Origin of the sequence: Curtobacterium sp. MCSS17_015, assembly GCF_003234265.2 — a bacterium.
Classification (GTDB): Bacteria; Actinomycetota; Actinomycetes; order Actinomycetales; family Microbacteriaceae; genus Curtobacterium.
This window is the reverse complement of record NZ_CP126256.1, coordinates 2,864,219-2,890,816: the sequence shown is the minus strand read 5'-3', so window position 1 is coordinate 2,890,816 and position 26,598 is coordinate 2,864,219. Positions and strand designations below refer to the sequence as shown.

At 71.8% G+C, this 26,598-nt stretch carries 27 protein-coding genes and 1 tRNA gene; 16 read left to right on the top strand and 12 right to left on the bottom strand.

What is annotated here, in order from left to right:
* Nucleotides 1–135: 135 nt before the first annotated feature.
* The 5 genes from DEJ18_RS13850 to DEJ18_RS13830 form a co-directional block, all read right to left on the bottom strand.
* Nucleotides 136–1,845, bottom strand: coding sequence for a sensor histidine kinase (locus DEJ18_RS13850; protein WP_111079843.1), 1,710 nt, complete (start codon nt 1,843–1,845; stop codon nt 136–138).
* Nucleotides 1,846–1,928: 83 nt separating this feature from the next.
* Nucleotides 1,929–2,624, bottom strand: coding sequence for a response regulator transcription factor (locus DEJ18_RS13845; RefSeq protein WP_110824090.1), 696 nt, complete (start codon nt 2,622–2,624; stop codon nt 1,929–1,931).
* Between the two features lie 81 nt (nt 2,625–2,705).
* Nucleotides 2,706–4,403 (bottom strand): DNA repair helicase XPB, encoded by a 1,698-nt coding sequence (locus tag DEJ18_RS13840; protein ID WP_111211553.1) that lies wholly within the window; start codon nt 4,401–4,403, stop codon nt 2,706–2,708.
* A 58-nt stretch (nt 4,404–4,461) separates the two neighbouring features.
* On the bottom strand, nt 4,462–6,246 hold the full coding sequence (locus tag DEJ18_RS13835) for a helicase-associated domain-containing protein (RefSeq protein WP_111211554.1): 1,785 nt from the start codon (nt 6,244–6,246) through the stop codon (nt 4,462–4,464).
* A gap of 26 nt (nt 6,247–6,272) precedes the next feature.
* Nucleotides 6,273–6,575 (bottom strand): multidrug ABC transporter ATPase, encoded by a 303-nt coding sequence (locus tag DEJ18_RS13830; RefSeq protein WP_146241635.1) that lies wholly within the window; start codon nt 6,573–6,575, stop codon nt 6,273–6,275.
* Between the two features lie 54 nt (nt 6,576–6,629).
* Between DEJ18_RS13830 and DEJ18_RS13825 the strand changes: the two genes are divergently transcribed.
* Together DEJ18_RS13825 and DEJ18_RS13820 are read left to right on the top strand one after the other, a co-directional pair.
* Nucleotides 6,630–7,007 carry a cold-shock protein gene (locus tag DEJ18_RS13825; protein WP_111079839.1) on the top strand — a complete coding sequence of 126 codons (378 nt, stop codon included), beginning with the start codon at nt 6,630–6,632 and terminating at the stop codon, nt 7,005–7,007.
* Between the two features lie 2 nt (nt 7,008–7,009).
* Complete coding sequence (locus tag DEJ18_RS13820) at nt 7,010–7,624, top strand: DUF3027 domain-containing protein (protein WP_111211556.1); 615 nt, start codon at nt 7,010–7,012, stop codon at nt 7,622–7,624.
* Nucleotides 7,625–7,780: 156 nt separating this feature from the next.
* Here the strand turns inward: DEJ18_RS13820 and serC are convergent, their stop codons facing one another.
* A complete protein-coding gene (gene serC, locus DEJ18_RS13815; protein ID WP_111211557.1) occupies nt 7,781–8,899 on the bottom strand; it encodes a phosphoserine transaminase in 1,119 nt (372 codons plus the stop codon).
* Between the two features lie 173 nt (nt 8,900–9,072).
* Here serC and DEJ18_RS13810 point away from each other — a divergent pair, with 173 nt between their 5' ends.
* The 5 genes from DEJ18_RS13810 to DEJ18_RS13790 all read left to right on the top strand — a co-directional run bounded on the left by DEJ18_RS13810 (nt 9,073) and on the right by DEJ18_RS13790 (nt 13,379).
* Nucleotides 9,073–9,768: an iron-dependent transcriptional repressor DtxR gene (locus tag DEJ18_RS13810; protein WP_111211558.1), complete on the top strand. Its 696-nt coding sequence runs from the start codon at nt 9,073–9,075 to the stop codon at nt 9,766–9,768.
* A gap of 332 nt (nt 9,769–10,100) precedes the next feature.
* Entirely contained in the window at nt 10,101–10,643 is a 543-nt protein-coding gene (locus DEJ18_RS13805; protein ID WP_111211559.1) for a hypothetical protein, read from the top strand.
* Nucleotides 10,644–11,229: 586 nt separating this feature from the next.
* Nucleotides 11,230–12,255, top strand: a complete 1,026-nt coding sequence (locus DEJ18_RS13800) for a C40 family peptidase (RefSeq protein WP_220034363.1) — start codon at nt 11,230–11,232, stop codon at nt 12,253–12,255.
* 437 nt (nt 12,256–12,692) lie between these two features.
* Nucleotides 12,693–13,187, top strand: coding sequence for an HNH endonuclease (locus DEJ18_RS13795; RefSeq protein WP_110824428.1), 495 nt, complete (start codon nt 12,693–12,695; stop codon nt 13,185–13,187).
* A gap of 117 nt (nt 13,188–13,304) precedes the next feature.
* Nucleotides 13,305–13,379, top strand: a tRNA-Arg gene (locus tag DEJ18_RS13790).
* Between the two features lie 23 nt (nt 13,380–13,402).
* Here DEJ18_RS13790 and DEJ18_RS13785 read toward each other — a convergent pair.
* Nucleotides 13,403–14,362 (bottom strand): DMT family transporter, encoded by a 960-nt coding sequence (locus DEJ18_RS13785; protein WP_111211560.1) that lies wholly within the window; start codon nt 14,360–14,362, stop codon nt 13,403–13,405.
* Between the two features lie 118 nt (nt 14,363–14,480).
* Between DEJ18_RS13785 and nadE the strand changes: the two genes are divergently transcribed.
* Nucleotides 14,481–15,308, top strand: a complete 828-nt coding sequence (gene nadE / locus DEJ18_RS13780; RefSeq protein ID WP_111211561.1) for an NAD(+) synthase — start codon at nt 14,481–14,483, stop codon at nt 15,306–15,308.
* A gap of 80 nt (nt 15,309–15,388) precedes the next feature.
* Here the strand turns inward: nadE and DEJ18_RS13775 are convergent, their stop codons facing one another.
* The 3 genes from DEJ18_RS13775 to DEJ18_RS13765 form a co-directional block, all read right to left on the bottom strand.
* On the bottom strand, nt 15,389–15,793 hold the full coding sequence (locus tag DEJ18_RS13775; protein WP_146241636.1) for a hypothetical protein: 405 nt from the start codon (nt 15,791–15,793) through the stop codon (nt 15,389–15,391).
* Between the two features lie 172 nt (nt 15,794–15,965).
* A complete protein-coding gene (locus DEJ18_RS13770) occupies nt 15,966–16,244 on the bottom strand; it encodes a GlsB/YeaQ/YmgE family stress response membrane protein (RefSeq protein ID WP_111079831.1) in 279 nt (92 codons plus the stop codon).
* 106 nt (nt 16,245–16,350) lie between these two features.
* Nucleotides 16,351–16,614 (bottom strand): glutaredoxin family protein, encoded by a 264-nt coding sequence (locus tag DEJ18_RS13765; RefSeq protein ID WP_111079830.1) that lies wholly within the window; start codon nt 16,612–16,614, stop codon nt 16,351–16,353.
* Between the two features lie 75 nt (nt 16,615–16,689).
* On the opposite strand from DEJ18_RS13765, the gene DEJ18_RS13760 reads away from it, so the two are divergent.
* The 7 genes from DEJ18_RS13760 (at nt 16,690) to DEJ18_RS13730 (ending at nt 23,904) form a co-directional block, all read left to right on the top strand.
* Nucleotides 16,690–17,697 carry a PrsW family intramembrane metalloprotease gene (locus tag DEJ18_RS13760; RefSeq protein WP_258377019.1) on the top strand — a complete coding sequence of 336 codons (1,008 nt, stop codon included), beginning with the start codon at nt 16,690–16,692 and terminating at the stop codon, nt 17,695–17,697.
* Between the two features lie 58 nt (nt 17,698–17,755).
* Entirely contained in the window at nt 17,756–19,480 is a 1,725-nt protein-coding gene (locus DEJ18_RS13755) for an adenosylhomocysteinase (RefSeq protein WP_111211562.1), read from the top strand.
* Between the two features lie 59 nt (nt 19,481–19,539).
* The gene (locus tag DEJ18_RS13750) at nt 19,540–20,868 is read left to right on the top strand and encodes an amidohydrolase family protein (RefSeq protein ID WP_111211587.1); all 1,329 of its coding nucleotides are present in this window, start codon (nt 19,540–19,542) and stop codon (nt 20,866–20,868) included.
* Nucleotides 20,865–21,371 carry a cupin domain-containing protein gene (locus DEJ18_RS13745; RefSeq protein ID WP_258370982.1) on the top strand — a complete coding sequence of 169 codons (507 nt, stop codon included), beginning with the start codon at nt 20,865–20,867 and terminating at the stop codon, nt 21,369–21,371. Before DEJ18_RS13750 ends, DEJ18_RS13745 begins: the two co-directional genes overlap by 4 nt.
* A gap of 82 nt (nt 21,372–21,453) precedes the next feature.
* The gene (locus tag DEJ18_RS13740; protein ID WP_111211563.1) at nt 21,454–22,275 is read left to right on the top strand and encodes an ABC transporter substrate-binding protein; all 822 of its coding nucleotides are present in this window, start codon (nt 21,454–21,456) and stop codon (nt 22,273–22,275) included.
* A 7-nt stretch (nt 22,276–22,282) separates the two neighbouring features.
* Nucleotides 22,283–23,161: an amino acid ABC transporter permease gene (locus DEJ18_RS13735; protein ID WP_111211564.1), complete on the top strand. Its 879-nt coding sequence runs from the start codon at nt 22,283–22,285 to the stop codon at nt 23,159–23,161.
* On the top strand, nt 23,158–23,904 hold the full coding sequence (locus DEJ18_RS13730) for an amino acid ABC transporter ATP-binding protein (RefSeq protein WP_111211565.1): 747 nt from the start codon (nt 23,158–23,160) through the stop codon (nt 23,902–23,904). Before DEJ18_RS13735 ends, DEJ18_RS13730 begins: the two co-directional genes overlap by 4 nt.
* Nucleotides 23,905–23,947: 43 nt before the next feature.
* On the opposite strand, the gene DEJ18_RS13725 is transcribed toward DEJ18_RS13730, so the two are convergent.
* Complete coding sequence (locus DEJ18_RS13725; protein WP_111211566.1) at nt 23,948–24,925, bottom strand: NAD(P)H-quinone oxidoreductase; 978 nt, start codon at nt 24,923–24,925, stop codon at nt 23,948–23,950.
* A gap of 177 nt (nt 24,926–25,102) precedes the next feature.
* Between DEJ18_RS13725 and DEJ18_RS13720 the strand changes: the two genes are divergently transcribed.
* Entirely contained in the window at nt 25,103–25,606 is a 504-nt protein-coding gene (locus tag DEJ18_RS13720) for a hypothetical protein (RefSeq protein ID WP_111211567.1), read from the top strand.
* Nucleotides 25,607–25,704: 98 nt separating this feature from the next.
* Here DEJ18_RS13720 and DEJ18_RS13715 read toward each other — a convergent pair whose 3' ends face one another.
* Nucleotides 25,705–26,586, bottom strand: coding sequence for an aldo/keto reductase (locus DEJ18_RS13715; protein ID WP_111211568.1), 882 nt, complete (start codon nt 26,584–26,586; stop codon nt 25,705–25,707).
* Nucleotides 26,587–26,598 lie beyond the last annotated feature (12 nt).

The following is a 26,598-nucleotide window of genomic DNA, read 5'->3' as shown; positions in this document are numbered from 1 at the left end:
TCGAGGTTCCAGAATTGCGGAATCCCGCGCCGCCGCCACCGCGCGGCCGCGCCGCCGCCGCCGCGCCGCCGCGCCGCCGCGCCGCCGCCGCCGCCGCGCCGCGCCGCCGCCCGGTGCCCGGCACCAGGCCGGGGGTCAGGACAGGACGGGCGCGGCGGGGGCGGACTCGCGGGGCAGGAGCGGCAGCCACACGCGGAACGTCGCACCACCACCGGGGGTGTCGAACACCTCCACCGACCCGTTGTGCGCGTGCACGATGCCCGACACGATCGCGAGCCCGAGGCCCGATCCGCCGGTGTCCCGCGCACGAGAGGTGTCCGCGCGCCAGAAGCGCTGGAAGATCTTGTCGCGCAGCTGGGGCGGGATGCCCTCGCCGTGGTCGATCACGTCGATGTGCGCCATGCCGCGGTCGTCATCCACCCCGATGCCGATCTCGATGGGGTCGTCGTGCTCGGTGAACCGCATCGCGTTGCCCATCAGGTTCGTGATGACCTGACGGATCTTGTTCTCCTCGGCCAGGACGATCGGTGGGCGCTTCGGCAGCACGATCGTCGGCAGCGGGGTCGTCTCGTCCGTCGGGTTCTTCGTGTCGACGTTCATCGCCCGGGACCGACGGGCACGCAGGCGTGCGATGGTCTGGCGTGAGAACGCGATCGGCCCGGTGGTGTTGAGCGAGGGCGACGCCGGCGCGGCGGGGGCACGGTCGCCGTCGGCAGCGGCACCGAAGGCGCTGGCCGGGCGCACGGCCTGCGGCACGTTCTCACCGGTCAGGGCGTCCTCGACGAGCACCTGGATCTCGCGGTCCGGGTTCGACGCCATCGTGTCGAGGGCGGAGTCGCGGGCGATGGCGACGAGGTCGACCGGCCCGAGCTCGAGCGGCTTCGACTCGTCGATGCGCGCGAGCTGCAGGAGGTCCTGCACGAGCAGGCCCATGCGCTGGGCCTCCTTCTCGATGCGTTCCATCGCCTGGGCGACGTCTTCTTCCTTGCGGAGCGCTCCCATCCGGTAGAGCTCGGCGTACCCGCGGAGGGAGACGAGCGGGGTCCGGAGCTCGTGGGAGGCGTCACCGACGAAGCGGCGCATCTGGTCGATGGTGCGCTGACGGTCCTCGAACGCGTCGTCGATCCGCTCGAGCATCGCGTTGAGGGAGCGGTTGAGGCGGCCGACCTCGGTGTTCGGGGTGTCGGCGTCGAGTCGCTGGTTGAAGTCACCGGCGGCGAACCGCGCGGCCGTGTCCTCGACGTTGCGCAGCGGGTCGAACGTGGCCGTGACGAGGAGGCGCGTGAGCATCGCGCCGAGCAGGATCACCGCGATGCCGAAGAACAGGAAGATGACGGTGAAGCGCAGGATGGTCTGATCGGTGTCCGCGCTCGACACGGCGACGAGGACGTACCCGGTCTCGGTCGCGCCCGTCGAGAGGTTCTGCAGGTTCGCCGGGATGACCTGGGCGCGCCATTCGTGGCTGTGCTGCTTGTCGTACAGGCTGAACGGGTGCACGGCGGTCGCCGCGGCAGTGAAGTCGACGCGGGTGATGTCCGGCTGCGACGAGGACTGGGTGTCGCAGATCTGCTCACCGTCTCCGTCGTAGGCAGCGACGTAGGAGCTCTTCTCGAGGACGACGGACAGCTTGCAGTACTGCTCGCCGTCGCTGACGTTCTGCCCCTCGAGTTGCGAACTCGTCGTCTTCACCTGGGTGTCGAGCTGCAGGTTGAGGTAGGTGCTCAGGACCGTCATGGTCCCGAGCCCGGCGACGAGCAGACCGAGTGCGACCAGGAGGACGGTGATCCCGGTGATCTTGGTGCGGAGGGAGATCCCGTCCCACCAGTTGCTCATTCGCTCGTGCATGCTTCCCCAACAGTAAGCGGCGGCCGCCGGGAAGAACCCGACGGCCGCCGACAGTCAGCTGTGCGACCTGGCCAGCTCGGCGCTCAGGAGGCCTTGGTCGCCTTGAGCATGTAGCCGAAGCCGCGCTTGGTCTGGATGATCGGCTCGGCCGAGTACTGGTCGAGCTTCCGACGCAGGTAGGAGATGTAGGACTCCACGATGCCGGCGTCGCCGTTGAAGTCGTACTCCCAGACGTGGTCGAGGATCTGCGCCTTCGACAGCACCCGGTTGGGGTTGAGCATGAGGTAGCGGAGCAACTTGAACTCGGTGGGGGAGAGCTCGATCTGCGCGTCGCCGATGGTGACCTCGTGCGTGTCCTGGTCCATCGTGAGTTCGCCGGCGCGGATGATCGCGTCCTCTTCGTCGTTCATCGTGCGACGGAGGATCGCCTTGATGCGGGCGACGATCTCGTCCAGCGAGAACGGCTTGGTGACGTAGTCGTCTCCACCGACCGTGAGCCCGGTGATCTTGTCCTCGGTGTCGTCCTTCGCCGTCAGGAAGAGGATCGGCGAGGTGTAGCCCGAGGAACGGAGGCGCTTGGTGACGCCGAACCCGTTCATGTCGGGGAGCATGACGTCGAGGATGATGAGGTCCGGCTCCTCTTCGAGCACGGCGGAGATCGCCTGTGCACCGTTCCCGACCGCCCGCACCGCGAATCCGGCGAAGCGCAGCGAGGTCGTGAGGAGATCGCGGATGTTCGGCTCGTCGTCGACGATGAGGATCTTGGGTCCGTCGGTCATGACCCCATCCTCTGACTGTTCCCTGGCTGCTTCCTGGGAGCACTTCGTGTGTTGGCCAGAGGCGCACTGAGGCGGCGGGTACTACGCGGCGGCCGGTGCCACCTGGTCGGCGTCGAGGATCGTGTACGAGTACCCCTGTTCCGCGAGGAAGCGCTGCCGGTTCTGTGCGAAGTCCTGGTCCACGGTGTCGCGCGTGACCAAGGTGTAGAACGACGCCGGGACGCCGTCCTTGTTCGGCCGGAGGAGTCGGCCGAGCCGCTGCGCTTCTTCCTGCCGGGACCCGAACGAGCCCGACACCTGGATCGCCACGGTCGCGTCCGGCAGGTCGACGGAGAAGTTCGCGACCTTGGACACGACGAGCACGTCGATCGCGCCCTCGCGGAACGCCTGGTACAGCCGCTCCCGCTCGTCGACGGGCGTCGCGCCCGTGATCTCGGCGGCGTCGAGGGATGCCGCGAGCTCGTCAAGCTGGTCGATGTACTGCCCGATGACGAGGATCTGCTCACCCCGGTGTTTCTCGATCAGGTCCCGCACCACCGGCGTCTTGGCCGGCGAGGTCGCCGCGAGCCGGTACCGCTCGTCGTCGCTCGAGGCCGCGTACTCCAACCGGTCCTCGTGCGCGAGGTCGATCCGGACCTCGTAGCACTCGGCGGGGGAGATGTAGCCCTGCGCCTCGATCTCCTTCCACGGCGCGTCGTAGCGCTTCGGCCCGATCAGGGAGAAGACGTCACCCTCGCGCCCGTCCTCGCGCACGAGTGTCGCCGTCAGCCCGAGCCGCCGCCGCGCCTGCAGGTCGGCGGTCAGCTTGAACACCGGCGCGGGGAGCAGGTGCACCTCGTCGTAGACCACGAGCCCCCAGTCGAGGGCGTCGAGGAGGGACAGGTGTGTGTAGGCGCCCTTCCGACGGGCGGTGAGGATCTGGTAGGTCGCGATCGTGACCGGCCGGATCTCCTTGACACTGCCGGAGTACTCGCCGATCTCGTCCTCGGTCAGGGTGGTGCGCTTGAGCAGCTCGGTCCGCCACTGCCGCGCCGAGACGGTGTTCGTGACGAGGATGAGCGTCGTCGCCTTGACGGTCGCCATCGCCCCGGCACCGACCAAGGTCTTGCCGGCGCCACAGGGCAGCACGACGACCCCGGATCCCTGCTGGAAGAAGCTGTCCACGGCGTCGTGCTGGTACGGCCGGAGGTCCCAGTCCGCGGTGTCGAGGTCGATGTCGTGCGGCTGTCCGGGCGTGTAACCGGCGAGGTCCTCGGCGGGCCAGCCGATCTTCACGAGCTCCTGCTTGACCTGCCCGCGAGCCCAGGCCTGCAGTTCGACGGCGGTGTCCGAGCGGCGCTCGCCGAGGAGCGGCTGGATGCGCTTCGACCGCGTGACCTCGGCGAGGAGCGCCGGGTCCGACGCGGTCAGCACGAGCGCGGGCTGCTGCTCGAGCTCCTCGGACGGGGAGTTCGCGATGACCGGGGCGTCCTCGCGCTCCTCGCGCCGGATCACCAGACGGCCGTAGCGGGAGACGGTGTCCTCGATGTCGACCGTGACGCTCTGCGGCACCGGGAACTTCGCGAACCGTTCGAGGGTGTCGACCATGGACGCGGCGTCGTGTCCGGCAGCCCGCGCGTTCCACAGCCCGAGCCGCGTGATGCGGTAGGTGTGCACGTGCTCCGGCGCCCGCTCGAGCTCGGCGAAGACCGCGAGCGCGTGGCGGGCGTCCTCTGCCTCGGGGTGCGCGACCTCGAGCAGGACGGTGCGGTCACTCTGCACGATCAGCGGTCCGTTCATGACGGATCAGCCTAGGCGGCGCAGCTGGTGCGACGCCCGGTTGTCCACAGGACGCCCGTCAGGCATCGCTCTCGATCGCGACGACGAGTGACAGCGGGAGGGTCCGCTCGACGTCCACCGCGGTGTCCTTCCCACGCACCCGACCGGCGGCGACCGAGGTCGGGACGATCGAGAACGGCCGCTCCGACCCGTCCGGCATCCGGACCGTCACCCGGACCGGCGTCCGTCCGCGCACCGCCATGTCGATCTGCCGGGCCATCCACTCCTGCTCCGGCTCCGCGTCGCCACGCTCCGTCGTCAGACGCAGGCGCTGCACGAGCGCGTGGGCCGCCTGTCCGGGCGAACGGCTCGGCGTGCGCCGTCGGACGGGAGGCCCGGATCGCGCCTCGGGGCGGGCGTCGGCTGCGAGCACGGCCGGGTAGCGCTGGTCCTCGAGGGCGCTCGCCACGACGTGCGGCGGGTACTTCGTCACGAGGGTGGTGAGGTCGGGCCGCTCCCACGCCAGTTGGCGGAGCTCGGCGTCCACCCCGATGAGGTCGAGTTGCTCGGGGGTCCCGTGCACCACCGAGCCGAGGTCGCCCTCGCCGCGGCCGACGACGACGCTGCCGTCCCGCGTGGCGACCTGGTCGACGAGGTAGGTGAGGGGCTGCGGGACGTCGGTGGCGCCGAGTCGGGTGAAGAGCGCCAGGACCTCGTCCCGGGTGCGGCCGGCACGCAGCGCCCGGCGGATCGAGTCCTCGGACACCCGGTACCGCGCCGCGAGTCCCGGCGCCTCGAGGTCGGCGACGGCGCGGAGGTCGTCGTCGTCGACCGGCGAGAGCGGGCCCGGTGCGATGACGGTGAGGTCCGGCTGGAGGTACACGCCGTCGACCGTCCCGGGCAGATCGGCATCGGCGGCGGCCCGGGCTGCGTCGGGGTCGTCCCCGAGCAGGGCACAGCCGGTGGAGGTCAGGCGTCCGTCGACCGCGAGCCCGAGGACCCTGGCCGTGCCCGCCGCGTCCAGCAGCGCGGCGTCGAGCCAGCGCGACCCGGCCGGGTACGCCCAACGGCCCGTCGCCACCAGGTCGGTGAGGTCGTCCTCCGCGAGGTCGAGGACCTCGACCACGGCGGGGGCGAGGGCACGCCGCCAGTCGTGCACGAGCGAGGCCCAGCGATCGGGCCACGACGACCGGAGCCAGGCCCGCCCGCGTTCCGACACCTTCCAGGAGCCGTCCTCCGGGTGCGCGGCGCCGACGCGGTCGAGCAGCGCGAGGCGGTCCGGCACCACGGCGGCGTCCGCTCCCGTGCGTTCGGCGAGTTGTCTGGCGAGCGGCGCCCCGATCCCGCCCTTCGCGACCTCCCGGACGGCGCCGGCGTCGGCCGCGTGGAGGAGTTCCGCGAGCACGGTGAGCGTCTCGAAGGCGTGCTCGGCCCCGGCGGCGCGAGTGCGGGCGTCGTCCGCGCCGTCTCCGGGGTCCTGCGGGGTGGCGGGTGCGGGGCGGGCTGGCGCCGGGCCTCCCGGGCCGTCCGGCACCAGGCCGGGCCGGGCCGCCAACCGGGCCGCGACCGCGTCGTCCACGGCGCCGTCCTCGGCGACCAGACCGAGTGCGACGGCCGGAGCGAGGTCCTCGGGGGAGCCGCCGTCACGCAGCGCGACGAGCGTGCGCCGGGGGAGCCGCTCGATGGCGGCGTCCACGGCGTCGTCGGTGCGGAGCGCCTCAGCGAGGTCGAAGAAGTCCGCGATGTGCTGCGGACCGGATTCGCCGAGCGCGGCGGCGGGCAGGGCGCGCGCGAGCACGAGTCGCTCGAGCGCGTCGTCGGGGAGCTCGCGCAGGCGTGCGGCGAGGTCCGTCGTGGTCGTCATCGTCCTGCGGGCGTCCGGGGCGGACGTCAGCGAGCCTCTGTGCGGTGCTGCCGCGCCTTGCGCGTCCAGGTGACGACCAGGAGCGTCAGCATGAGGACGAACGCGACCGGCGGACCGAAGTAGACGACCCCCAGGGCGACCGGCCAGATGCCGTCCCCCGGGATCTGCTGCAGCGTCAACCACCCGGTGATCATGACGATGAAGCACGCCAGGATGAGGAGGACGATCCCACCGACCATGAACGCGAGCGTGCGTTCGGTACGATTGAACGTCGCCGGGGGTTCCGCAGCAGTGCGGGGGGCCCCGGTGGATCGGGTCGGCTTGGCCATCCACCCAGGATAGTCCGACGCACCGCGGCCGTTCATGTGACGAGGAGTCCCAGCATGCCCACCGGCAAGGTCAAGTTCTACGACGACCAGAAGGGCTTCGGTTTCATCTCCGGAGACGACGGCGACCAGGTCTTCCTGCACGCCTCCTCCCTGCCCGACGGTGTGACCACGGTGAAGGCCGGCACCAAGCTCGAGTACGGGGTGGTGCAGGGCAAGAAGGGATCGCAGGCGTTGACCGTCCGGATCCTCGAGGCGCAGCCCTCACTCGCCAAGATGACCCGCCGCTCGGCCGACGACATGGCCGTGATCGTCGAGGACCTCGTGAAGGAACTCGACCGCATCAGCGGCGACCTCAAGCGAGGCCGCTACCCGAAGAACGGTGAGCGGATCGCCACCATCCTGCGACACGTCGCCGACCAGTTGGACGCGTGAACATGACCACCGACCTCACCGAGCTCGCCCGCGGGGCACTGCTCGAGATCACCCCGGAAGCCACCGTCGGGAGCCCTGTCGGCACGGTGGACGAGGGCGACGGCGTCGTGTCCGTCCTCTTCGCCAACCGCATGCCGGGGTACCCGGGGTGGCGCTGGACCGTCAGCATCGCCCAGGTCGAGGGTGACGAGCCCACCGTGCTCGAGGTCGAACTGATGCCGGGTGACGGCTCGTTGCTCGCGCCGGAGTGGGTGCCGTGGTCGGAGCGACTGGCCGAGTACCGGGCCGCGCAGGACGACGAGGAGTCGGACGAGGACGAGGACGACTTCGACGACGAGGCGGACGAGGACGACGACGAGTCGGACGACGATGACGAGTCCGACGACGACTCGGACGACGACGACGACTCGGACGACGACGAGTCGGATGACGACGACGACGAGGAGTCGGATGACGACGACGACGAGGAGTCGGACGACGACGAGCCCGTCGCCCCGCCCGCCCGCACCCGTGGTCGTCGCCGCACCCGCCGCGTCCGTCCCGTCGACCCCGACGACGACCTGGACCTGGACCAGCTCGACGCCGGCGAGACCGATCCCGGCTTCCACCGGTCCTGACCGGTCACTCAGGTCCTGACCCGTCGGTCCGGTCCTGCCCGACCCACGCGACACGTCGACGCACGCGACACGCCGACCCACGCGACACGGCGAGGGCGGTGCCCCGCAACGGAACACCGTTGCGGGGCACCGCCCTCGTCGCGTCCGGCGGCGGGGTCAGCTCGCCAGAGCAGCCACCACGTGGTCGATCGCCCGCGTGAGCTTGGTGACGTCGTCAGGGTCGATCGCCGTGAAGGTCGCGACGCGGAGCTGGTTGCGGCCGAGCTTCCGGTAGGGCTCGGTGTCGACGATCCCGTTCTGGCGGAGCGTCGCGGCCAGGGCCTTGGCGTCGATCGAGTCGTCGAGGTCGATCGTCACGACGACCTGGGACCGGTGCGCCGGGTCGGTGACGAACGGCGTCGCGTAGTCGGAGGCCTCGGCCCAGTCGTAGAGCGTCGAGGACGACGTCTTCGTGCGGCCGTCGGCCCACGCCAGACCGCCGGACTGGTTCATCCACCGCACCTGGTCGTCGAGGAGCAGCAGGGTCGTGATCGCCGGGGTGTTGAGCGTCTGGTCCAACCGGGAGTTGTCCACGGCGTTCTTCAGCGACAGGAACTCCGGGATGTAGCGGTCGGACGCGGCGATCCGCTCGACACGCTCGATCGCCGCGGGGGAGAACAGCGCGAGCCAGAGCCCGCCGTCCGAGGCGAAGTTCTTCTGCGGGGCGAAGTAGTAGACGTCGGTCTGGTCGACGTCGAACGCGGCACCACCGGCAGCGCTCGTGGCATCGACGACGGTCAGCGCGCCGGGGTCGCCCGCGGCCCGGACGACCGGGGCCATGACGCCGGTCGAGGTCTCGTTGTGCGGGTACGCGTAGACGTCCACGCCCTCGACGATCTCGAGCTCGGCGCGTGACCCGCCCGGGGCCTCCACGACGTGCGGTGCCTCGAGCCACGGGGCGGCGGCGGCCTTGGCGAACTTCGACCCGAACTCACCGAAGGAGAGGTTCTCCGCCCGGCGCTCGATGAGACCGAAGGCGGCGGCGTCCCAGAACGCGGTCGACCCGCCGTTGCCGAGGACGACCTCGTACCCGTCCGGCACCTGGAAGAGGTCGGCGAGGCCCTGCCGGACGGACCCGACGAGGTCCTTGACGGGCTTCTGACGGTGCGAGGTCCCGAGGACGGTCGCTCCGCGGGTGACGAGGGTCTCGAGCTGCGCTCCGCGGATCTTCGACGGACCACATCCGAAGCGGCCGTCGGTGGGGAGGAGGTCGGCTGGGATGACGATGTCTGCCATGGGCCGATCCTACCGACGGCCCCGCGGTCGCCCCCATGGACCGGCCGGACGGGGCGGGGCCGGGACGGGCCTCCCGGCCAGCGTCCGCGGAGAGCGCACGGTGTCGGTCCCGGGTCGTCGGTCCCACCAAGTAGTGTGGGTCGGGCTGGGTCCACATCAGGAGAGGCGGAGGCGTGACCGATCTCGTCGACACCACGGAGATGTACCTCCGCACCATCCTCGACCTCGAAGAAGAGGGCATCGTCCCGCTGCGCGCCCGGATCTCGGAGCGCCTCGGGCACTCGGGCCCCACGGTCTCGCAGACGATCGCCCGCATGGAGCGCGACGGCCTCGTCGTCGTCTCGGGCGACCGGCACCTGGAACTCACCGACACCGGTCGGTCCCGCGCCACGCACGTGATGCGCAAGCACCGTCTGGCCGAGCGGTTGCTCGCCGACGTGATCGGTCTCGACTGGGCCTTCGTCCACGACGAGGCCTGTCGGTGGGAGCACGTGATGAGCGAGCAGGTGGAGGTCCGCCTGCTCGAGATGCTCGGGAACCCGACGGAGTCCCCGTACGGCAACCCGATCCCGGGCCTGGCGGAGATCGGCGGTCCCACCGCTCCGGGCTTCCTGGACGGCGTGCGGAACATCGTGGCGGCCACCGACGACACCGACGCCGTCGCGACCGGCGTCATCCGGCGCCTGGGTGAGCCGGTGCAGTTCGAACCGGAGCTCCTGCACCAGCTCCGCGCCGCCGGGGTCATGCCCGGGCGGACGGCGAGCGTGCAGCGTGCGGGCGCCTACGTGTCGGTCCGCGTCGACGGCGAGGACGCCGGGATCGAACTGCCGACCGAGGTCGCGCAGCACGTCTACATCAGCACCGACTGACGTCTCCTCGCCCGCCGCACCGAGGGGCAGGAACGGTCTGCCCTGTCCGGGCGTGCCCCGTCCGTTCCCTGGACGCCCGTCGGACGACCCGCACGAGGACGTGAAGGTGTTGACTCGAACCCCGCCGACGCGGCGGACCGGAAGCCGGTCCTCCACCACGACCCGCTCACCGGTGACAGGTCCGGCTACCTGGACGCCGACACCGAGTCCGTGTACAACGTGGGGCGGGTCACGACGGGGCACGAGGACGATGCGACCGCGTACCACCCGAAACCACCGACGAAGCGAGACCAGGACCTGATCGACGGGAAGCCCTGGTGGATGGCGGGACGATGACGACGACGACCACCGCACGATGGACCACGGCGAGGCGCGCCGTCGCGGGCGTCCTCGTCATGACGGCCACCACCACCGTGCTCGCAGGCTGTGTCCTGCGGGGACCCGACACCGCAGCACCAGGACGAACGGAGCCGACTGTGGACGCCGACACCGCGAAGCAGCAGATGATCGAAGCCGTCGACGACGCCACCGAGCGACTCGGTGGGGAGTGGAAGGCGCGCACCGGCCCGGACTACCCGGAAGACTGCGAACTCGAGGACGGCACGCGAGGGGCGCAGTGGCGCTACCTGACCGGGAGCACGCTCGAGGGGTCGCCCGACGAGGACGCCACCCGCATGGAGGAGCACTGGAAGTCCCAGGGGATGCAGGTCGTCCGCCGCGAGTCGAGCGACGGTCCGGCGGTCATCGGCAGCGGTGGCGGGAAGATCGCGTCGATCAGCGCGTACGCGTACCCCGGGAACTACACCGTGCAGGCGGTCTCGCTGTGCTTCCCCGGCAACGCCGACGACATCGCCGAGGACCTCTTCGGCGAGTGACCTGTCGCTCGCCGGCACAGCCCGGGCCAGGCGCTGCGTCGGGGTGCACCGGAGCCCGCACTCCGGGGTACCTGCATTCCGTCCTCGTCACATGTGCACCGCGATCCCGTGACCGTCCCTGTCGACGTTCCGCAACCCGTCCTGGACCGGCCGGTCGGTCGTGTGCTGTCGCTGCGATCGCTCGGTGCAGGTGCCGGGCGTCACAGCACGAGGGTCCGTTGGTGGACCGGGATCGCCGCGGTGAGTTCGCGCCTGGGTCCTCGTGGTGGGCGAACTGTAGGGGGTACACGTCGGGGGTGCAACACCTTTACGGACGTACAAGAATCGGACGCACCGGTGTAACGCCGTTGGCAGCGCTCTGACCGGGGCTTCTTCACCTGTTCGTTACCAGATCACGGTTTCATCTCGACAGCGTGACCGAGCGCCCGTACACTCGACGGGTCCCCGGGAGCAGCGATCGCGGGGACCCGTGGCAGGACGTCTCACGACCCGTCTCCTGCCTGGATCGGAAACGATGACGAACGGATGGGGTTGCACACGCTCGGTCGACCACCGGGTGCGTGTCGATGAGACGCCGGAGACCCACTTGACCCACACCGGTACCGCCGCGGACGACTCGACGACCGCGAACCCGACGACCTCCGGTGACGCCACCGCAGCTCCCCTGACCCGCAGGGCAGTACGCGAAGCAGCCGAGCGTGCCACGCGCCGACCGCTCGCCCGAACGGCGTCCACCCCCGCCCGCACGACCGCGGCCCGCCCGACGGCGGCCCGCACCGGCAGCGCCCTCGGTGTCACCCGCACCGCCGCCACCCGCTCGGCAGCAGCGCCGACGACCTCCTCGCGCAAGCGGAAGTTCATGGCGCCCGTCGTGCTCGCGGTCGCCGCCGGCATGTTCGGCACGATGGCCGTCCCCGCCGCCTTCGCGAGCACTCAGCCGGCCACCACGTCCGACGTCGCCGCCCCCACCGCCGTGCAGGCGCAGGCGCAGGAGTTCGACGTGTCGGCCGCCGCCGGCGTCGGTGACACCTCGCGCGACGGCTTCGGCGCCACCTCGACCGCGACCCTCGAAGCGCAGGCCGCGGCGAAGTCCGCTGCCGAGCATGCCGAGCAGGTCGAGGCCGCCCGCGCCGCGAAGGCCGCCGAGTTCGCCTACGACGGCAAGACGGCCGAGGACTACCTCGCCGACGCCTCCGAGGCCGCCGCGACGACCGCCTCTGCCTCCGACGCCGCCGCGACCAGTGCGGCTCCCGCCGCCGGTACCCCGTTCTCGCTGCCGGCCGTCGTCGCCACCGCGAAGCAGTACATCGGCACCCCGTACGTGTTCGGTGGTGCCACCCCTGCCGGCTTCGACTGCTCGGGCTACGTCATGTACGTCTACGCGCAGCACGGCATCAGCCTGGCCCACTCGGTCACCCTGCAGGACCAGGCCGGCACCACGATCCCCGAGTCAGAAGCGCAGCCCGGCGACGTCGTCGTGTTCAACGACGGTTCGCACGACGGCTTCTACATGGGCAACGGCATGATCATGGACGCCCCGAAGCCCGGTGGTTCCGTGTCGATCCGACCGATCTGGTCGAGCAGCTACCACATCGTCCGTCTCGGGATCTGACCCCGTGGTCGACGCCCTGACGTCGACGATGTGAACAGCGTCCGAACCGGCCCCGCACCCCTCGTGCGGGGCCGGTTTCTGGGTTAGCCTGCACGCATCGGATCGACTCGACCCGAACGGGAGACCACATGTCGACGTCACGCACGACCCGCACCATGGGTCGGCGCGCGCATGTCGACATACGGACGACCACAGCCTGCGAGCCCCGGCTCGCGCGCGATTGACCAGAGCACTGCCCTGACGGGTGGTGCTCTTCGTGTTTCCGGACCTCCCCACCCCGACGGGGCCGTCCTGCTCCGGCAGGACGGGCCCGCTGACGGCGGGATCGGTCCGGCCGGACCCAGCCCGGGGCCGGAGGCCGTGACCACCCGCTCGACGCCGACCGACCCGGTGCCCGCACCGCCTGGAAGCCGTCCAGGCACGTCGGAAGGGAACCCATGCGCACTCTCGTCCTCAACGCCGGTTACGAGCCCCTCGCGGTGATCTCGTTCCGTCGAGCCCTGGTCCTCGTCATGAACCAGAAGGCCTCCGTCGTCGCCGCCGACACCCTGCACCCCGTCACCGGTGCCGCCGTCAGCTACGACCGTCCGTCCGTCATCATCCTGACCCGGTACGTGCGCATCCCGCAGTCCCGGCTGATCCCGGTGTCCCGGCGCGGTGTGCTCCGCCGGGACGCCAACCGGTGCGCCTACTGCGGCCGGAACGCCACGACGATCGACCACGTGCAGCCGAAGTCCCGCGGCGGCCGCGACTCGTGGGAGAACCTCGTCGCCTGCTGCCTGGCCTGCAACAACGTCAAGGGTGATCGCACTCCGCGTGAGATGGGGTGGACGCTGCGCTTCCCGCCGAAGGCCCCGCACGGTTCGGCGTGGGTCGTGCGCGGCATCGAGCGGCCGCAGCCGGACTGGGACGAGTACCTGGTCGCCGCGTAGACGGCGACGGTCGCGACCGGGGACGGTCGCGGGAGCCGCCGGACGGGAGGGCCGGGGTGCGCGCGCCCCGGGCCTCCCGTCCAGCGCGTCCCGGCTCCCGCTAGAGTGGACTGGCTGGCCTCTGTAGCTCAATGGAAGAGCAGTTCCGTCCTAAGGAAAGGGTTGGGGGTTCGAGTCCCTCCAGGGGCACCACGGTGGTCGCGGTAGCGGCTGTGTCACCGCTGTCGCCGGTCCGGGGGACCTCCGGCCGTCGTGTTCGTCGGCGCCACCGCGAGGACGACGAGCACGAGCGCGATCACTCCGAGGCCTGCCCACCCCACCGCGGTGAGTCGCTCGCCGACGACCAGCACCGCCAGCACGGTCGCGACGGCCGGCTCGGTCAGGGTGACGGTCGTGGCCGTGCTCGCCGGGACCCGTGACAGGCCGTACCCGAACAGCAGGTAGCCGAGGAACATCGGCACGAGTGCCATGTAGGCCCCCACCGCGGCGTTCTGCGCGGACGCGATCAGCGGTGCCCCGGTGACGGCGAGCACCGGCACGAGGAGCAGGCCACCACCGCCGAAGACCGCGCCCATCGCGGCCGCTCGTGGGACGCCGTCCACCATGAGGCGCCGGGAGGCCCAGGAGTAGACCGCGTACGAGGCTCCGGCCACGAGACCGAGAGCGACGCCGACGGTCGTCGACCCGGGAGCGCCGGCGGTCCCGTCCGCGCCGTGCGGGCCATCGGGAGCGGGCGAGCCGGTCACGCTCGACAGGCAGAGCAGCACGCTCCCGAGGACGCCGAGCACCGCGGCCAGCACCCACCACCGGCTGAGGGGGTGCCGGTCGAGCGCCCGCTCCAGGACACCGGACGCCAGGGGCGCTGACGCCAGCGACACCACCGACCCGACGGCCACCCCGGCGGTGTGCATGGCGGTGTAGAACGCCAGCGGGTACACCGCGACGGCGAGCGCACCGACGAGGACCAGCATCCGACGCGGCCGGAGCAACGGGGCGCTCGCTCGGAGGGACCGCGCGCCGACGACGGCCTGCAGGAGTCCGCCGATGCCGAGCGCCGCAGCGCCGACGGCGAGCGGGCCGACGTCCGGAGCGAAGGTCGCGGCCGTCCCGGTGGTGCCCCAGAGCAGCGAGGTCACCGCGATCGCGAGGAGGCCGGCCCGGTGCCCGTCCGTCACAGCACACCTCCGTCATCACCGGTGCGGGTGCGACCTCCCGAGCGGTGTGCGCGCCACTCTAGCGAGCACGGCGCGCGGACCCCGTGCGTCCGGCGCGGCTCGGGCGGATACTGGGGGAGTGCGAGAACTCCAAGCCGCCATCGCCGCGGACCTCAACGTCCAGCCCACCATCGACCCCGAGCAGGAGGTCTCGCGGCGCGTGGGCTTCCTGCGCGACTACCTGCTGACCACGGGCGCGAACGGCTACGTCCTCGCCGTCAGCGGCGGGCAGGACTCCACCCTGGCCGGCCGCCTGACGCAGCTCGCGGTCGAGTCGCTCCGGGCCGAGGGGCGCGCCGTCGAGTTCGTCACGGTCCGGATGCCGTACCGCGTGCAAGCCGACGAGGACGACGCGCAGCTCGCCCTGCAGTTCATCGCGGCCGACCCGGGCATCGTCGTGAACATCGAGCACGGGGTGGACGGCGTGGTGCAGGACACCGCCGAGGCCGGCGTGGCGCTGAGTGACTTCGTCAAGGGCAACGTCAAGGCCCGCATGCGGATGGTGGCGCAGTACGCGGTCGCCGGGCAGCGCGGTCTCCTGGTCATCGGGACGGACCACGCGGCCGAGGCGGTCACGGGCTTCTTCACGAAGTACGGCGACGGCGGAGTCGACCTCACTCCGCTGACCGGTCTGACGAAGAGCCAGGGCCGGCAGCTGCTCGAGCACCTCGGGGCACCGGCCCGCCTGTACGAGAAGGCCCCGACCGCGGACCTGCTCGACGACGTGCCGGGGCAGACGGACGAGGCGAACCTCGGCCTCACCTACGCGGAGCTCGACGCCTACCTGCAGGGGCACGACGTCCCGGTCGAGGTCGCCGAGGCGATCGAAGCCCGGTACCGCTCGACGGAGCACAAGCGTCAGGTCCCGGCGTCGCCGTTCGACGACTGGTGGCGCGCAACCGCCTGACCGGCGTCGGAGCGACCGACCACGGACGGGAGGCTCCCCACCGGACCGGTGGGGAGCCTCCCGTCCGTCGCGTCGGTGGATCAGGCGGGGTCGCGGTCGCCGCGTCCGTCGGGGTCGACGTCGGGGTGTCCGGCGTCCTGTCGGCCGGCGTCCTCGCGGTCGTCCGCCAGGCGCTCCTGCCAGAGGATGCTGCGGGCCGCGCCCTCGAGCACGTCGTCGACACTGCTGCCGGTGCGGGCGGCGAGCGCTCCGCTGAGTCCGGCCGTGAGGGTGCCACCGGCCTGCGCGAGCCGTTCGACGACCTCCTCCTGACGCGGGGTGAGCGGCACGTCGACCAGTTCGTCGACGGCGTCGCGGATGTTCGCCTCGCTCGCGTCCATGGCGGCCTCGTCGCCGGACTGCAGGGCCGCAGCCTCACCGACCACGACGAGACCGAGTCGAGCTGCGTCCTGCTCCGGGCGACGGATGTCGTTCTCGTCTGTCATGTCGTGGACCGTACGCTCCGTGCCTGCGCGCGTTCCGGACATCGGGTGACGGTGCCCGATGCGGTCCGAGGACTCCGTGGTCACGACCGGCCCCACGACGGACGCGAGGCCCGGTACCAGCTGGTACCGGGCCTCGCGTCGTGTGGTCAGCGCGTCAGCGCTGCGTGCGCCGTCAGCGACGGTTGGCACCCTTGCCCGCGAAGCGGGTGTAGAGGAACAGCACGATGACCGAGCCGATGATCGACCCGATGATGCCGGCCGGCTGGAAGAAGCCGTCCGACGGGTCGTGCTGGAAGATCAGGAAGCCCAGCAGACCACCGACGAACGACCCGACGATGCCGAGGACGATCGTCATGAGGATCGACATGTGCTGCTTGCCGGGGATGATCAGTCGGGCGAGGGCACCGGCGATGAGGCCGATGATGATCAGGCTGATGATGAGACCGAGCACGGTGTTCTCCTTGTTCTGCGGCCGGTCCGAGGCTGCGGCGGTTCGCCGCGCTCAGGGCCGACGCCCGAGGCAACACTCCCTCGGCTCAGTGCGTTCCCAGGAACGGTCAGCGGGCGCCGGACGCCTCCAGCTCGGACTGCAGCTCGGCGTCGGACGGCTCGACGAAGTGCCTGCCGTTCGGCAGCACCACGACCGGGATGTTCTTCCGACCGCTGATCGCCTCGGCGCGGTCCGCCGCGGACAGGTCGGCCTCGACGTCGACGTACTCGTAGTCCACGCCCAGACGGTCCAGCAGCGCCTTCGAGCGGCGGCAGTCGCGGCACCAGTCCGCGCCGAACACGGTCACCTTGTCGAACGTCTCGTCAGTCATGTGCAGGACTACGCAGACCGCGTCTTCCGTATTCCCGGTGACCCCGCCGACGCACCGCGGAGCACGATGAGGCGCATGACGCTCGAGACCGCGCACGTCGGCACCCACCCCCACCATCGGCACGGCTGGTGGTGGAAGACCCTGCTCAGCGGGTTCCTGCTGTGGGTCGTCACGATCATCGTCACCGTCGCGACGCAGAACACCAACCTGGTGCCGACCATCATCCTGCTCGGCAGCTTCCTCGTGCCCTTCACCGTGGTCCTGTTCGTCATCGAACGGGTCACCGGGACCGTGAGCACCCTGCAGCTCGTCACGGCGTTCTTCGTCGGCGGGATCCTCGGCGTGCTCGGGGCGTCGCTCCTCGAGTCCGACCTGCGGCCCGGGGCGACCCTGTACCTGCTCGTCGGGTTCGCGGAGGAGCTCGTCAAGGGCGTGCTGCTCGTCGTCGTCGGGTGGCGGGTCCGGCCGAAGACGGCCCGGCAGGGGGCACTGCTCGGCGCGACGGTCGGCGCCGGCTTCTCGGCGTTCGAGTCCGCCGGGTACGCCTTCAACGCGGCGATCACCACCCGCGGCATCGACCTGGCGTCGCTGCTGCAGACCGAGGTGGCCCGCGCCGTGCTCTCACCGGTCGGCCACGTGCTCTGGACGGCGATCCTCGGAGCCGTGCTCTTCGGGGTGGCGCACGGACGCCCGCGGTTCCGGTGGACGTGGCAGGTGCTGGTCGCCTACGTCGTCGTGTCGGTGCTGCACGGGCTGTGGGACTCGAACTCGACGATCTCGACCCTGCTGGCGTTCGTGCTCACCGGGACGCCGTTCTCGGCGGCGCAGAACGGGTACGTGCCGTCCTCGCTGGCCGGCATCGTGACGTCGCTGTACATCGCCGGGCTCGCCGTCGTGTCGGTCATCGGCGTGGCCGTCCTCGTCGGCGTGCTCCTGCACTACCGGCGGCAGGCGCGACGCGTCGCGGCGCAGCAGGGGTCGGCCGCGCTCGGCTCCTGGCACGCGCCCGCCGGGCCGTGGAGTGCGCCCTCGGAAGGTGCCGAGCAGGTCTGGCACCGGACGCCGCCGCCGCACGCGCTCTGACCTCACCGGCGGGACGGGCAGGGCCGGCCGGGGACCGCCGTCGCTCTACGATGGCCCCATGCCGCGAGCCGATCCGACGACCCGCGCCTGGGCCGGGGCAGCGGTGCGACACACCGCCCGCGTGACGAACATGCTCATCGCCGCCCGGCGCTTCCGCATCGTCGGCGGCGATCCGCGGGACGTCATCGTGCTGCACGACCTGCTCACCGGGCTCGGTGCCCGTCCCGCTGACACCGGTGACGACGCGGCCGTCGACCAGCTCTGGTGTCTCGGCACGCCCGAGCAGAGCACCGCCGCCGTCGAAGCCGCCAGCGCCGACCGGCCCCGCGGCGCCCTGCTGCTCGTGGTCGATGCCGGCCGTCACGTCCCGGCCGTCGACGAGGACGCCTTCGGACCGACGACGCTCGCCCGACCTGGGGTCCTCGGCGTGCCGACGCTCTCCGACGACGTGTTCCTCGTCTCCACCGGGCGCGAACCCGAGGACGACCCCGCAGCCGGTGCCCGCCTGCGCTGGGCGCGCCGCTCGATGCCGGTCTCCCGCGCGGTCGCCGACGAGCTCCGGCAGGGCGGCTTGCTCCGCGGCACCCGCATCGGCGTCAGTTTGTTCCTCGAGCCGAAGACCGCGGTGCTCTCGCTCCTGCTGCAGGACGCCGGCGCCGACGTCGTCGTCTACGCCCACGCGGACGAGACCGACGACGCCGTCGCCGAGGTCCTCCGCCGTGCCGGCGTCCCCGTGCACGCGAGCAGCGCCGCGACGGTGGCGGAGCAGCGCGCGCTGGCACTGGCGATGCTCGACACCCGGCCCCACGTCCTGGTCGACGACGGCTCGCACGTCATCCGGCTCGTGCACCAGGACCGTCCCGACCTGCTGCCGACCATGCTCGGAGCGGCCGAGGAGACCACGAGCGGCCTCCGCCCGCTCCGGGTCATGGCGTCACGTGGGCAGCTCGGGATCCCGGTCGTCGCGGTGAACGACGCCCGCACGAAGACGTTCTTCGACAACCGGTACGGCACCGGACAGTCCACGGTGTTCGCGACGCTCGACCTGGTGGACGCGCTCGACGACGACGTCCGGCCCGACCTGGGAGGAGGCTCGGCCGTCGTCGCCGGGTTCGGTCACGTCGGCGAGGGGGTCGCCCTGGTCCTCCGCGCACTCGGCTTCCGGGTCACCGTCGCGGACACCGACCCCGTACGGGCGCTGCAGGCCCTGTTCGCCGGGTACGCCGTCGCCCCGCTCGTCGAGGCGGTCCGGACCGCCGACCTGGTGATGAGCGCGACCGGTGTGGCCGACACCGTCAGCGTGGACGTGCTCCGCGCCTGCGCTCCCGGATCGGTCGTCGCGGTGGCCGGCGGCGTCGACCAGGAGGTCGCGGTGGACGCAGCCGTGGCAGCGGGGGCGGTCCGCACGAGGGTCGGACGGAAGGTCGAGCGGCTCGCGGTGCCGGGGGGCCAGGGCGTGCTGCTGCTGGACGGCGGCGGGTGCATCAACATCACCGCGGCGGAGGGCAACCCGATCGAGATCATGGACCTGTCGTTCGCGGTGCAACTCGGTGCCGTGCGGATGCTCGTCGAGCGGGGTGACGAGTTGGACCGTGCCGTCGTGCCGATCGACCCCGAGGTGGACGAGGTGACCGCCCGTGTGGCGCTCGCCGTGTCCGGGGCGGGGGGCGGGCCTCCCGGCGGCGGTGGCGGAACGGACGGAGCGACGGGCGACGCGCTCGCCGCGCAACCCGCCGACCGCGAGCCGGACGTCCGCACCCGACGGTTCGGGGACCCGTCGTGACCGGTCGGCCGGAGCCGTCGGCGCAGACCACGGTGCACTCCGCGCGGATCGTCGTGCCGATGACCGCGCCGCCCATCGCCGACGGGGCCGTGGCGGTGCGCGACGGGCGCATCCTGCACGTCGGGGAGCGCTCGTGGGTGGTGGACCAGCTCGACGGCACACCGTTCACCGAACGACGGTGGCGTGGTGCCCTGCTGCCGGGGCTCGTCAACGCGCACACGCATCTGCAGTACACCGGCATGGCCAGTGTCGGCCGCCGTCAGTACGACGGGTTCGAGGACTGGGCGTCCGCGTTCAACGACGTCTACGCCGAGCCGCACGACTGGCGCGCCGAGGCCGCGGTCGGCGCCGAGCAGTCCGTCGCCGCCGGGGTGACGAGCATCGCCGACGTCGTCACCGACCTCGAAGCGGTCACCGCACTCGAGGGAGCGGGCCTCGGTGGCATCGCCTACTGGGAGGTGATGGACTGGGAGAACGCCGCCTGGCAGGAGCACGGGCGCGACCAGGTCCTCGCCGAACTCGAACACGTCCCGACCACCCCCGGAGCCGGCCTTTCCCCGCACGCGCCGTACTCGCTGGACGTCGCGCCGCTCCTCGAACTGCCCGACATCGTGCGGCAGCGCGGACTCCGCCTGCACCTGCACCTCGGCGAGGCCGCGTTCGAGGGGGAGCGCAGCGCGATCGAGCCGATCCCCGGACTCGACGGCGTCGTCGGCGTCGTGCACGGCTCGGACTGGCACCTGGCGAACGTGCCGTCCTTCCGGGCGATGCGCGCGCTCGGGTTCGGCGCGAGCGCGACGTCGTTCGTCGACCGACTCGGCGTCCTCGGGCCGGACTGCCACATCGCGCACGGCGTCTACATGACCGCGGCGGACCGGGCACTGCTCCGGGCCCGGGGCACCGCGGTGGCGCTCTGTCCCCGGTCGAACGCGGTCATCGGGCTCGACCCGCCTCCGGTCGCCGACTACCTGCGCGAGGGAAGCCCGATCGCCATCGGCACGGACTCCCTGTCGTCGTCGCCGTCCCTCGACCCGATGGCCGACGTCACCGCGCTGCACGCCATCGCCCGGGCCCAGGGCTACTCCGGGCGGGACCTGCACGAGCGTTTGCTCGCCGCGGTGACCCTCGGTGGGGCACACGCGATGGGCCTGGCGGTCGGACCGGACCGGGTCGGGCACCTCGCCGTCGGAGCCCGGGCCGACCTCGCCGTGTTCGACGTCGACGCCCGGACCGTCCCCGACGCGCTCGCCGAACTCGTCGAGGACGGGGCCGGCCGCGCTGCCGCGACCGTCATCCGCGGTGTCGTCCGGACCGCCGACGCCGCCCCCTCGATCCCGACCCCTGCGTCGTCCCCAGCACCCGCCGTCACCAGCAAGGAGTCCCGATGACCGACACCGCACCCCGCCCCGGCATGGTCGCCCGCCGCACCGTCTCCGGAGACGTGGTCGAGTGGCTCGACGTCCCGCAGCGGGCGCGGGCGCTCGGCATGGAGCCGCACCCCGAGGGTGGCTGGTACGTCCGGACCTGGACCTCGCCCGCCACCGTGCAGACCACCGCGGGGGAGCGACCCGCGGCGACGCTGATCCACTTCCTCCTGCCCCCGGGCGAGGCCTCCGCCTGGCACCGGGTCACGAGCGACGAGATCTGGATGTGGCACGGACCGGACACGGTCGAGCTCGAACTCGGCGGGTCGGGGGACCAGCCGGAGCCCGGCGCGCGGATCACCCTCGGACCGGACGCCGGACGGGACCGGGTGAACGACGCGCAGGCGTTCGTCCGCGGGGGCGTGTGGCAGCGGACGATCCCGGGCGACGGCGAGGTGCTCCTCAGCTGCCTGGTGTCGCCGGGCTTCTCGTTCGACGACTTCACGATGCTGGAGTCCTCCGAGTAGCGAGGGGTCATCCGCTTCGCGCTGGTATCCCACGGCGAAGTACACTTCGAGCTGCCCTGTTCCCCCTGACGAAGGCCCGATCGTGACCCGTCCCCTCCGCCTGACCACCGCTCTCGCCGCGTCCCTCGTGGCCGTGACCGCACTCGCCGGCTGCTCGGCCGGCGGCGGGGGCAACGCGGCGGGCACAGTCACGGACGGGAAGCTCACCATCGCCACCGGACAGCCCGCGTACTCGCCCTGGGTCGAGGACGACGACCCCGAGTCCGGCAAGGGGTTCGAGGCAGCGGTCGCGTACGCCGTCGCCGAGGAGATGGGGTACGACGAGGACGACGTCGTCTGGAAGCGCAGCACGTTCGACAGCGCCATCGCCCCGGGTGCGAAGGACTGGGACCTCAACCTCCAGCAGTTCTCGATCGACGCCAAGCGCAAGAAGGCCGTCGACATGTCCACGCCCTACTACACGACCACCCAGGCGGTCGTGACGGCCGAGGGATCGCCCGCCGCCGACCACACCACGATCGCGGCGCTCGAGCAGGACACCATCGGGGTCGCCGCCGGCTCGACGAGCATCCAGAGCGTCAAGGACGTCCTCGGTGTCACCCCGCAGGTGTTCAACTCGAACGACGACGCCGTCCTGGCCCTGCAGTCCGGGCAGATCGACGCGATCGTCACCGACCTGCCGACCGCGTTCTTCATCGCTGCGTCCCAGGTCGACGACGGCACCGTGTCCGCCCAGTTCCCCGCCGACGGCGAGGGCGACCAGTTCGGCATCGTGCTGCCGAAGGACTCGGAGCTCACCAGCAAGGTGGACGACGCCCTCGAGACCCTCGAGGACGACGGCACCCTCCAGGACCTGCAGACGAAGTGGTTGTCCTCCGAGACGAACGCCCCGGTCCTGAAGTGACGCGGGCATGACCCTGCCCGCAGGCGCCGGCACCCCGGTGGTCGCACCGGCGGTGAGCCAGGTCGAGCGCGAACGGCAGCTGTACCGTCGGCAGCGCGGCCGTCGATCCGCCACGGTCTCCGTCCTCTCCACGCTCGTCGTCGTCGCACTCGTCTGGATCGGCGTCGTGAACACGCCCGGTTGGGCGGCCGTCCAGCAGTCGTTCTTCGACCCGCAGGTCGCCTGGGAGACCCTGCCCGACATCCTGCTCGGGCTCTGGTTGAACGTCCGGATCCTGTTCTTCGCCAGTGTCGGGGTCGCCGTGCTCGGCACCCTGCTCGCGGTCGTCCGCGGCCTGCGGAGCCCGGTGTTCTTCCCGCTGCGGATGCTCGCCACCGCGTACACCGACCTGTTCCGTGGTCTGCCGCTCATCATCGTGCTGTACCTGGTCGGCTTCGGCCTGCCCGGGCTCGGGGTGTTCCCGCGGCTGGCCCCGGAGTTCTGGGGCACGATCGCGATCGTGCTGACGTACTCGTCGTACGTCGCCGAGGTGCTCCGCGCCGGCATGGAGGCGGTCCACCCGTCGCAGCGCCTGGCCGCCCGGTCGCTCGGCCTGTCCCACGCCCAGACACTGCGGTCGGTCGTGCTGCCGCAGGCGATCCGCAAGGTCACACCGGCGCTGATGAACGACTTCGTGTCGATGCAGAAGGACGTCGGGCTGGTCTCGATCCTCGGTGCCGTCGACGCGGTCCGCAGCGCGCAGATCGCGCAGGCGGAGCAGACGAACTTCACGCCCTACCTGGTGGCCGGGCTCCTGTTCGTCGTCATCAGTCTGCCGCTCATCCGGATCACCGATGCGATCGCGCGGAAGCAGCAGCAGCGTGAACAGACCGGAGGCGCGGTGTGACCGGGTCGACCACCCCCGTCCTCGAGCTGCGCGGCCTGCGGAAGACCTTCGGGGACCGGCCGGTCCTCCGTGGGATCGACCTGACCGTGCACCGCCACGAGGTCATCTGCGTCATCGGCGCGTCCGGCTCGGGCAAGTCGACGCTCCTCAAGACCGTCAACCTGCTCGAGGGCATCGACGACGGGCAGGTCCTCCTCCAGGGCGAGGACGTGTCGGACCCGCGCGTCGACGTCGACGCCACCCGCGCACGCATCGGCGTCGTCTTCCAGCAGTTCAACCTGTTCCCGCACATGAGCGTCCTCGACAACGTGACCCTGGCCTCCCGGAAGGTGCACCGCGCCTCCCGGACGGATGCCGAGGCGACCGCTCGTCGCCTGCTCGACCGGATCGGCCTCGGCGACTTCGCCGGTGCGTTCCCGGACCGGTTGTCGGGCGGACAGCAGCAGCGCGTCGCGATCGTCCGGGCCATCGCGTCCGACCCGGAACTGCTCCTGCTCGACGAGGTGACGAGTGCACTCGACCCGCAGCTCGTCGGCGAGGTCCTCGACCTCGTCACCGAGCTCAAGGAGCAGGGCTCCACGATCCTCATGACGACGCACGAGATGCGCTTCGCGCGGAACGTCGCCGACCGGATCGTGTTCCTGCACGAGGGCGAGGTCGTCGAGCAGGGCGCTCCCGCAGCGCTCCTCGACGACCCGCAGCACCCGGCGCTCCGCGCGTTCCTGGCGCGGGTGCACGCGTAGCGCGGGCCGGACACGACCGGCGGTGGCGCGGCCGCCGCCAGCGCTACAGGGCGAGCAGCAGCTTGCCGACGACGTCCCCCGACGCCAGGCGCCGGTGGGCCTCGGCCGCGTCGGCGAGGGGGAACACGGCGTCCACGACCGGACGCACACGCCCGTCCTCGACGAACGGCCACACCTCCCGCCGCACGGCTGCGACGATCTCGGCCTTCTCGGACGCCGGCCGTGCCCGGAGCGTCGTCCCGCTGACCGAGGCGCGCTTCCGCATGAGCTGCCCGATCGGCAGGGTCGCGTCCGGCCCGGACCCGGCGGCGATGATCGCGAGGTGTCCGTTCGGTGCGAGGACCTCGAGGTTCCGGTGCAGGTACGACGGGCCGACCACGTCGAGGACCACGTCCACACCGACACCGTCCGTGAAGGCCAGGGCACGCTCGACGAAGTCCTCCTCGCGGTGGTCGACGACCAGGTCCGCGCCGAGCTCGCGGGAGGCAGCGACCTTCCGCGCGCCGCCGCTCGTCGCGACCACCCGGGCGCCGAGGGCCTTCGCCCAGAGCACCGCGTGCGACCCCATCCCGCCGGTGCCACCGTGCACGAGGAGCGTCTGCCCCGGCCGGAGTCCGGCGAGCATCCCGACGTTCGAGTAGACCGTGCACGCGGCTTCGGGGAGCCCGGCCGCGGCCACCAGGTCCAGGTCGTCCGGCACCGGCAGGAGCTGCGCGGCCGGCACCACCGCGAGGGACGCGTAGCCGCCACCGCTGAGCAGCGCACACACGCGGTCGCCGACGGACCACCCGGTCACCCCGGCACCGAGCGAGCGGACCGTGCCGGAGACCTCGAGCCCGAGGACGTCGGACGCGCCCGGCGGCGGCGGGTAGTTCCCCTGCCGTTGCTGCAGGTCCGCGTTGTTGACGCCGGCGGCCGCGACCTCGACGAGGACCTCGCCGTCGCCCGGGACCGGGTCGGGGAGCTCGCCGAGGGACATGACGTCCACGTCGCCGGGCTGGGAGATGGTGATGGCACGCATGGCCTCGACCGTACGCGTCCGTCCGGCCGGCGAGCGTCGGGGCCGAGCCGGCCGGGGCCCGACGCGTGGTCGAGGCCGTCCGTCGCGCCGGACCGGACTCCCTGAGCGATCGATCAGTACTGTCGGGCCGGAACGGGTCACCGATCGGGGGACGCGTCACGAACCAGGGGGGATCCCATGTCCACGAAGCACGTCTCCGTCCTCGCGACCGCCGCACTCGCCGCGGTCCTGCTCGCCGGTTGCTCCTCGGGCGGCAGCACGACGGCCGAGGGGACCCAGGGCCAGGGCGCCACGAGCGGGTCCTCGAGCGCACCGACGAAGGCCGCGGAGGAGCAGTCGGGCTCGCAGTCCAAGGCCGACGCGTGTGCCGCGTTCGAGAGCAAGGTGCGCTCCGCTGCCGAGGGGCTCCAGTCCGAGGCCACGAAGCTGCAGTCCGACCCCGACGCCGCGGTCGCCGAGCTCAAGGAGCTCGACGCGGACATCGACGCCGGTGTCGACGCGGTCAGCAACACCGAGGTGAAGGGCAAGGCCGAGGCGTTCCAGAGCGCCTACGGCGACATGGTGACGCGGCTCGAGGCGATCACGAAGGACCCGCAGTCGGCCGACCTCGGCGCGTTCCAGGACTCGGCCAAGGCGGTCCAGACCGCCGGGACGGACTTCGACTCGACCTGCGCGTCCTGAGCGGCGCCGTCGACTGACGGACGCACCACGGGCCTCCCGTCGTCCGGACGGGAGGCCCGTGGTGCGCGAGCCGGTCGGCTCGCCGCAGCGTGCGAGGCCTAGGCCGCCTGTTCGGGCCGCGAGGCGTCGAGACGCTCGACCTCCTCCGGACGGAGCTTCACCGTCGCGGCCGTCACCGAGTCGAGGATCGACTGCGGACGGGACGCTCCCGGGATCGGGATGACGACGTCGCTCTTCGCGAGTTCCCAGGCGAGCGCGATGACCTGCGGGGTGACGTCCCGCTCCTGGGCGAGGACGGCGAAGTCCTCGGCCGTGGTGCCGAGGTCGGCCGCGCCGGCGATGCCGCCGAGCGGGCTCCACGGCAGGAACGCGATGCCGAGCTCGTCGCAGAGCTCGAGTTCCGGCTCACTCGAGCGGAACACGGGGGAGAAGCGGTTCTGCACGGATGCGAGCCGACCCCCGAGGACCTCGTTCGCCTGCCGGATCTGGTCGACCGTCGCGTTCGAGATGCCGGCCATCCGGATGACGCCCTCGTCGAGCAGCTCGGCGAGCGCGCCCACCGACTCGGCGTACGGCACGGCCGGGTCCGGCCGGTGGAACTGGTACAGGCCGATCGCCTCGACGCCCAGGCGCTTCGCGGACGCCTTCGCCGCCTCCTTGAGGTACGCCGGGTCGCCGTTCTGGGCCCACGCCCCGGGTTCCGGCCGCAGGTGCCCGCCCTTGGTGGCGATGAGCAGCTCGGACGTGTCCCCGCCGTACTCGCGGACGGCGCGGGCGATGAGCTCCTCGTTGTGGCCGACCTCGTCGTGCGCGGCCAGGTGGTAGGCGTCCGCGGTGTCGATGAGGGTGACGCCGGCCTCGAGGGCGGCGTGGACGGTGGCGACGGAGCGCCGTTCGTCCGGTCGCCCCTCGATGGACATCGGCATGCCGCCGAGACCGATCGCACTGACGGACGTGTCTCCGATGACTCGTTGCTTCATCCGCCCAGCATG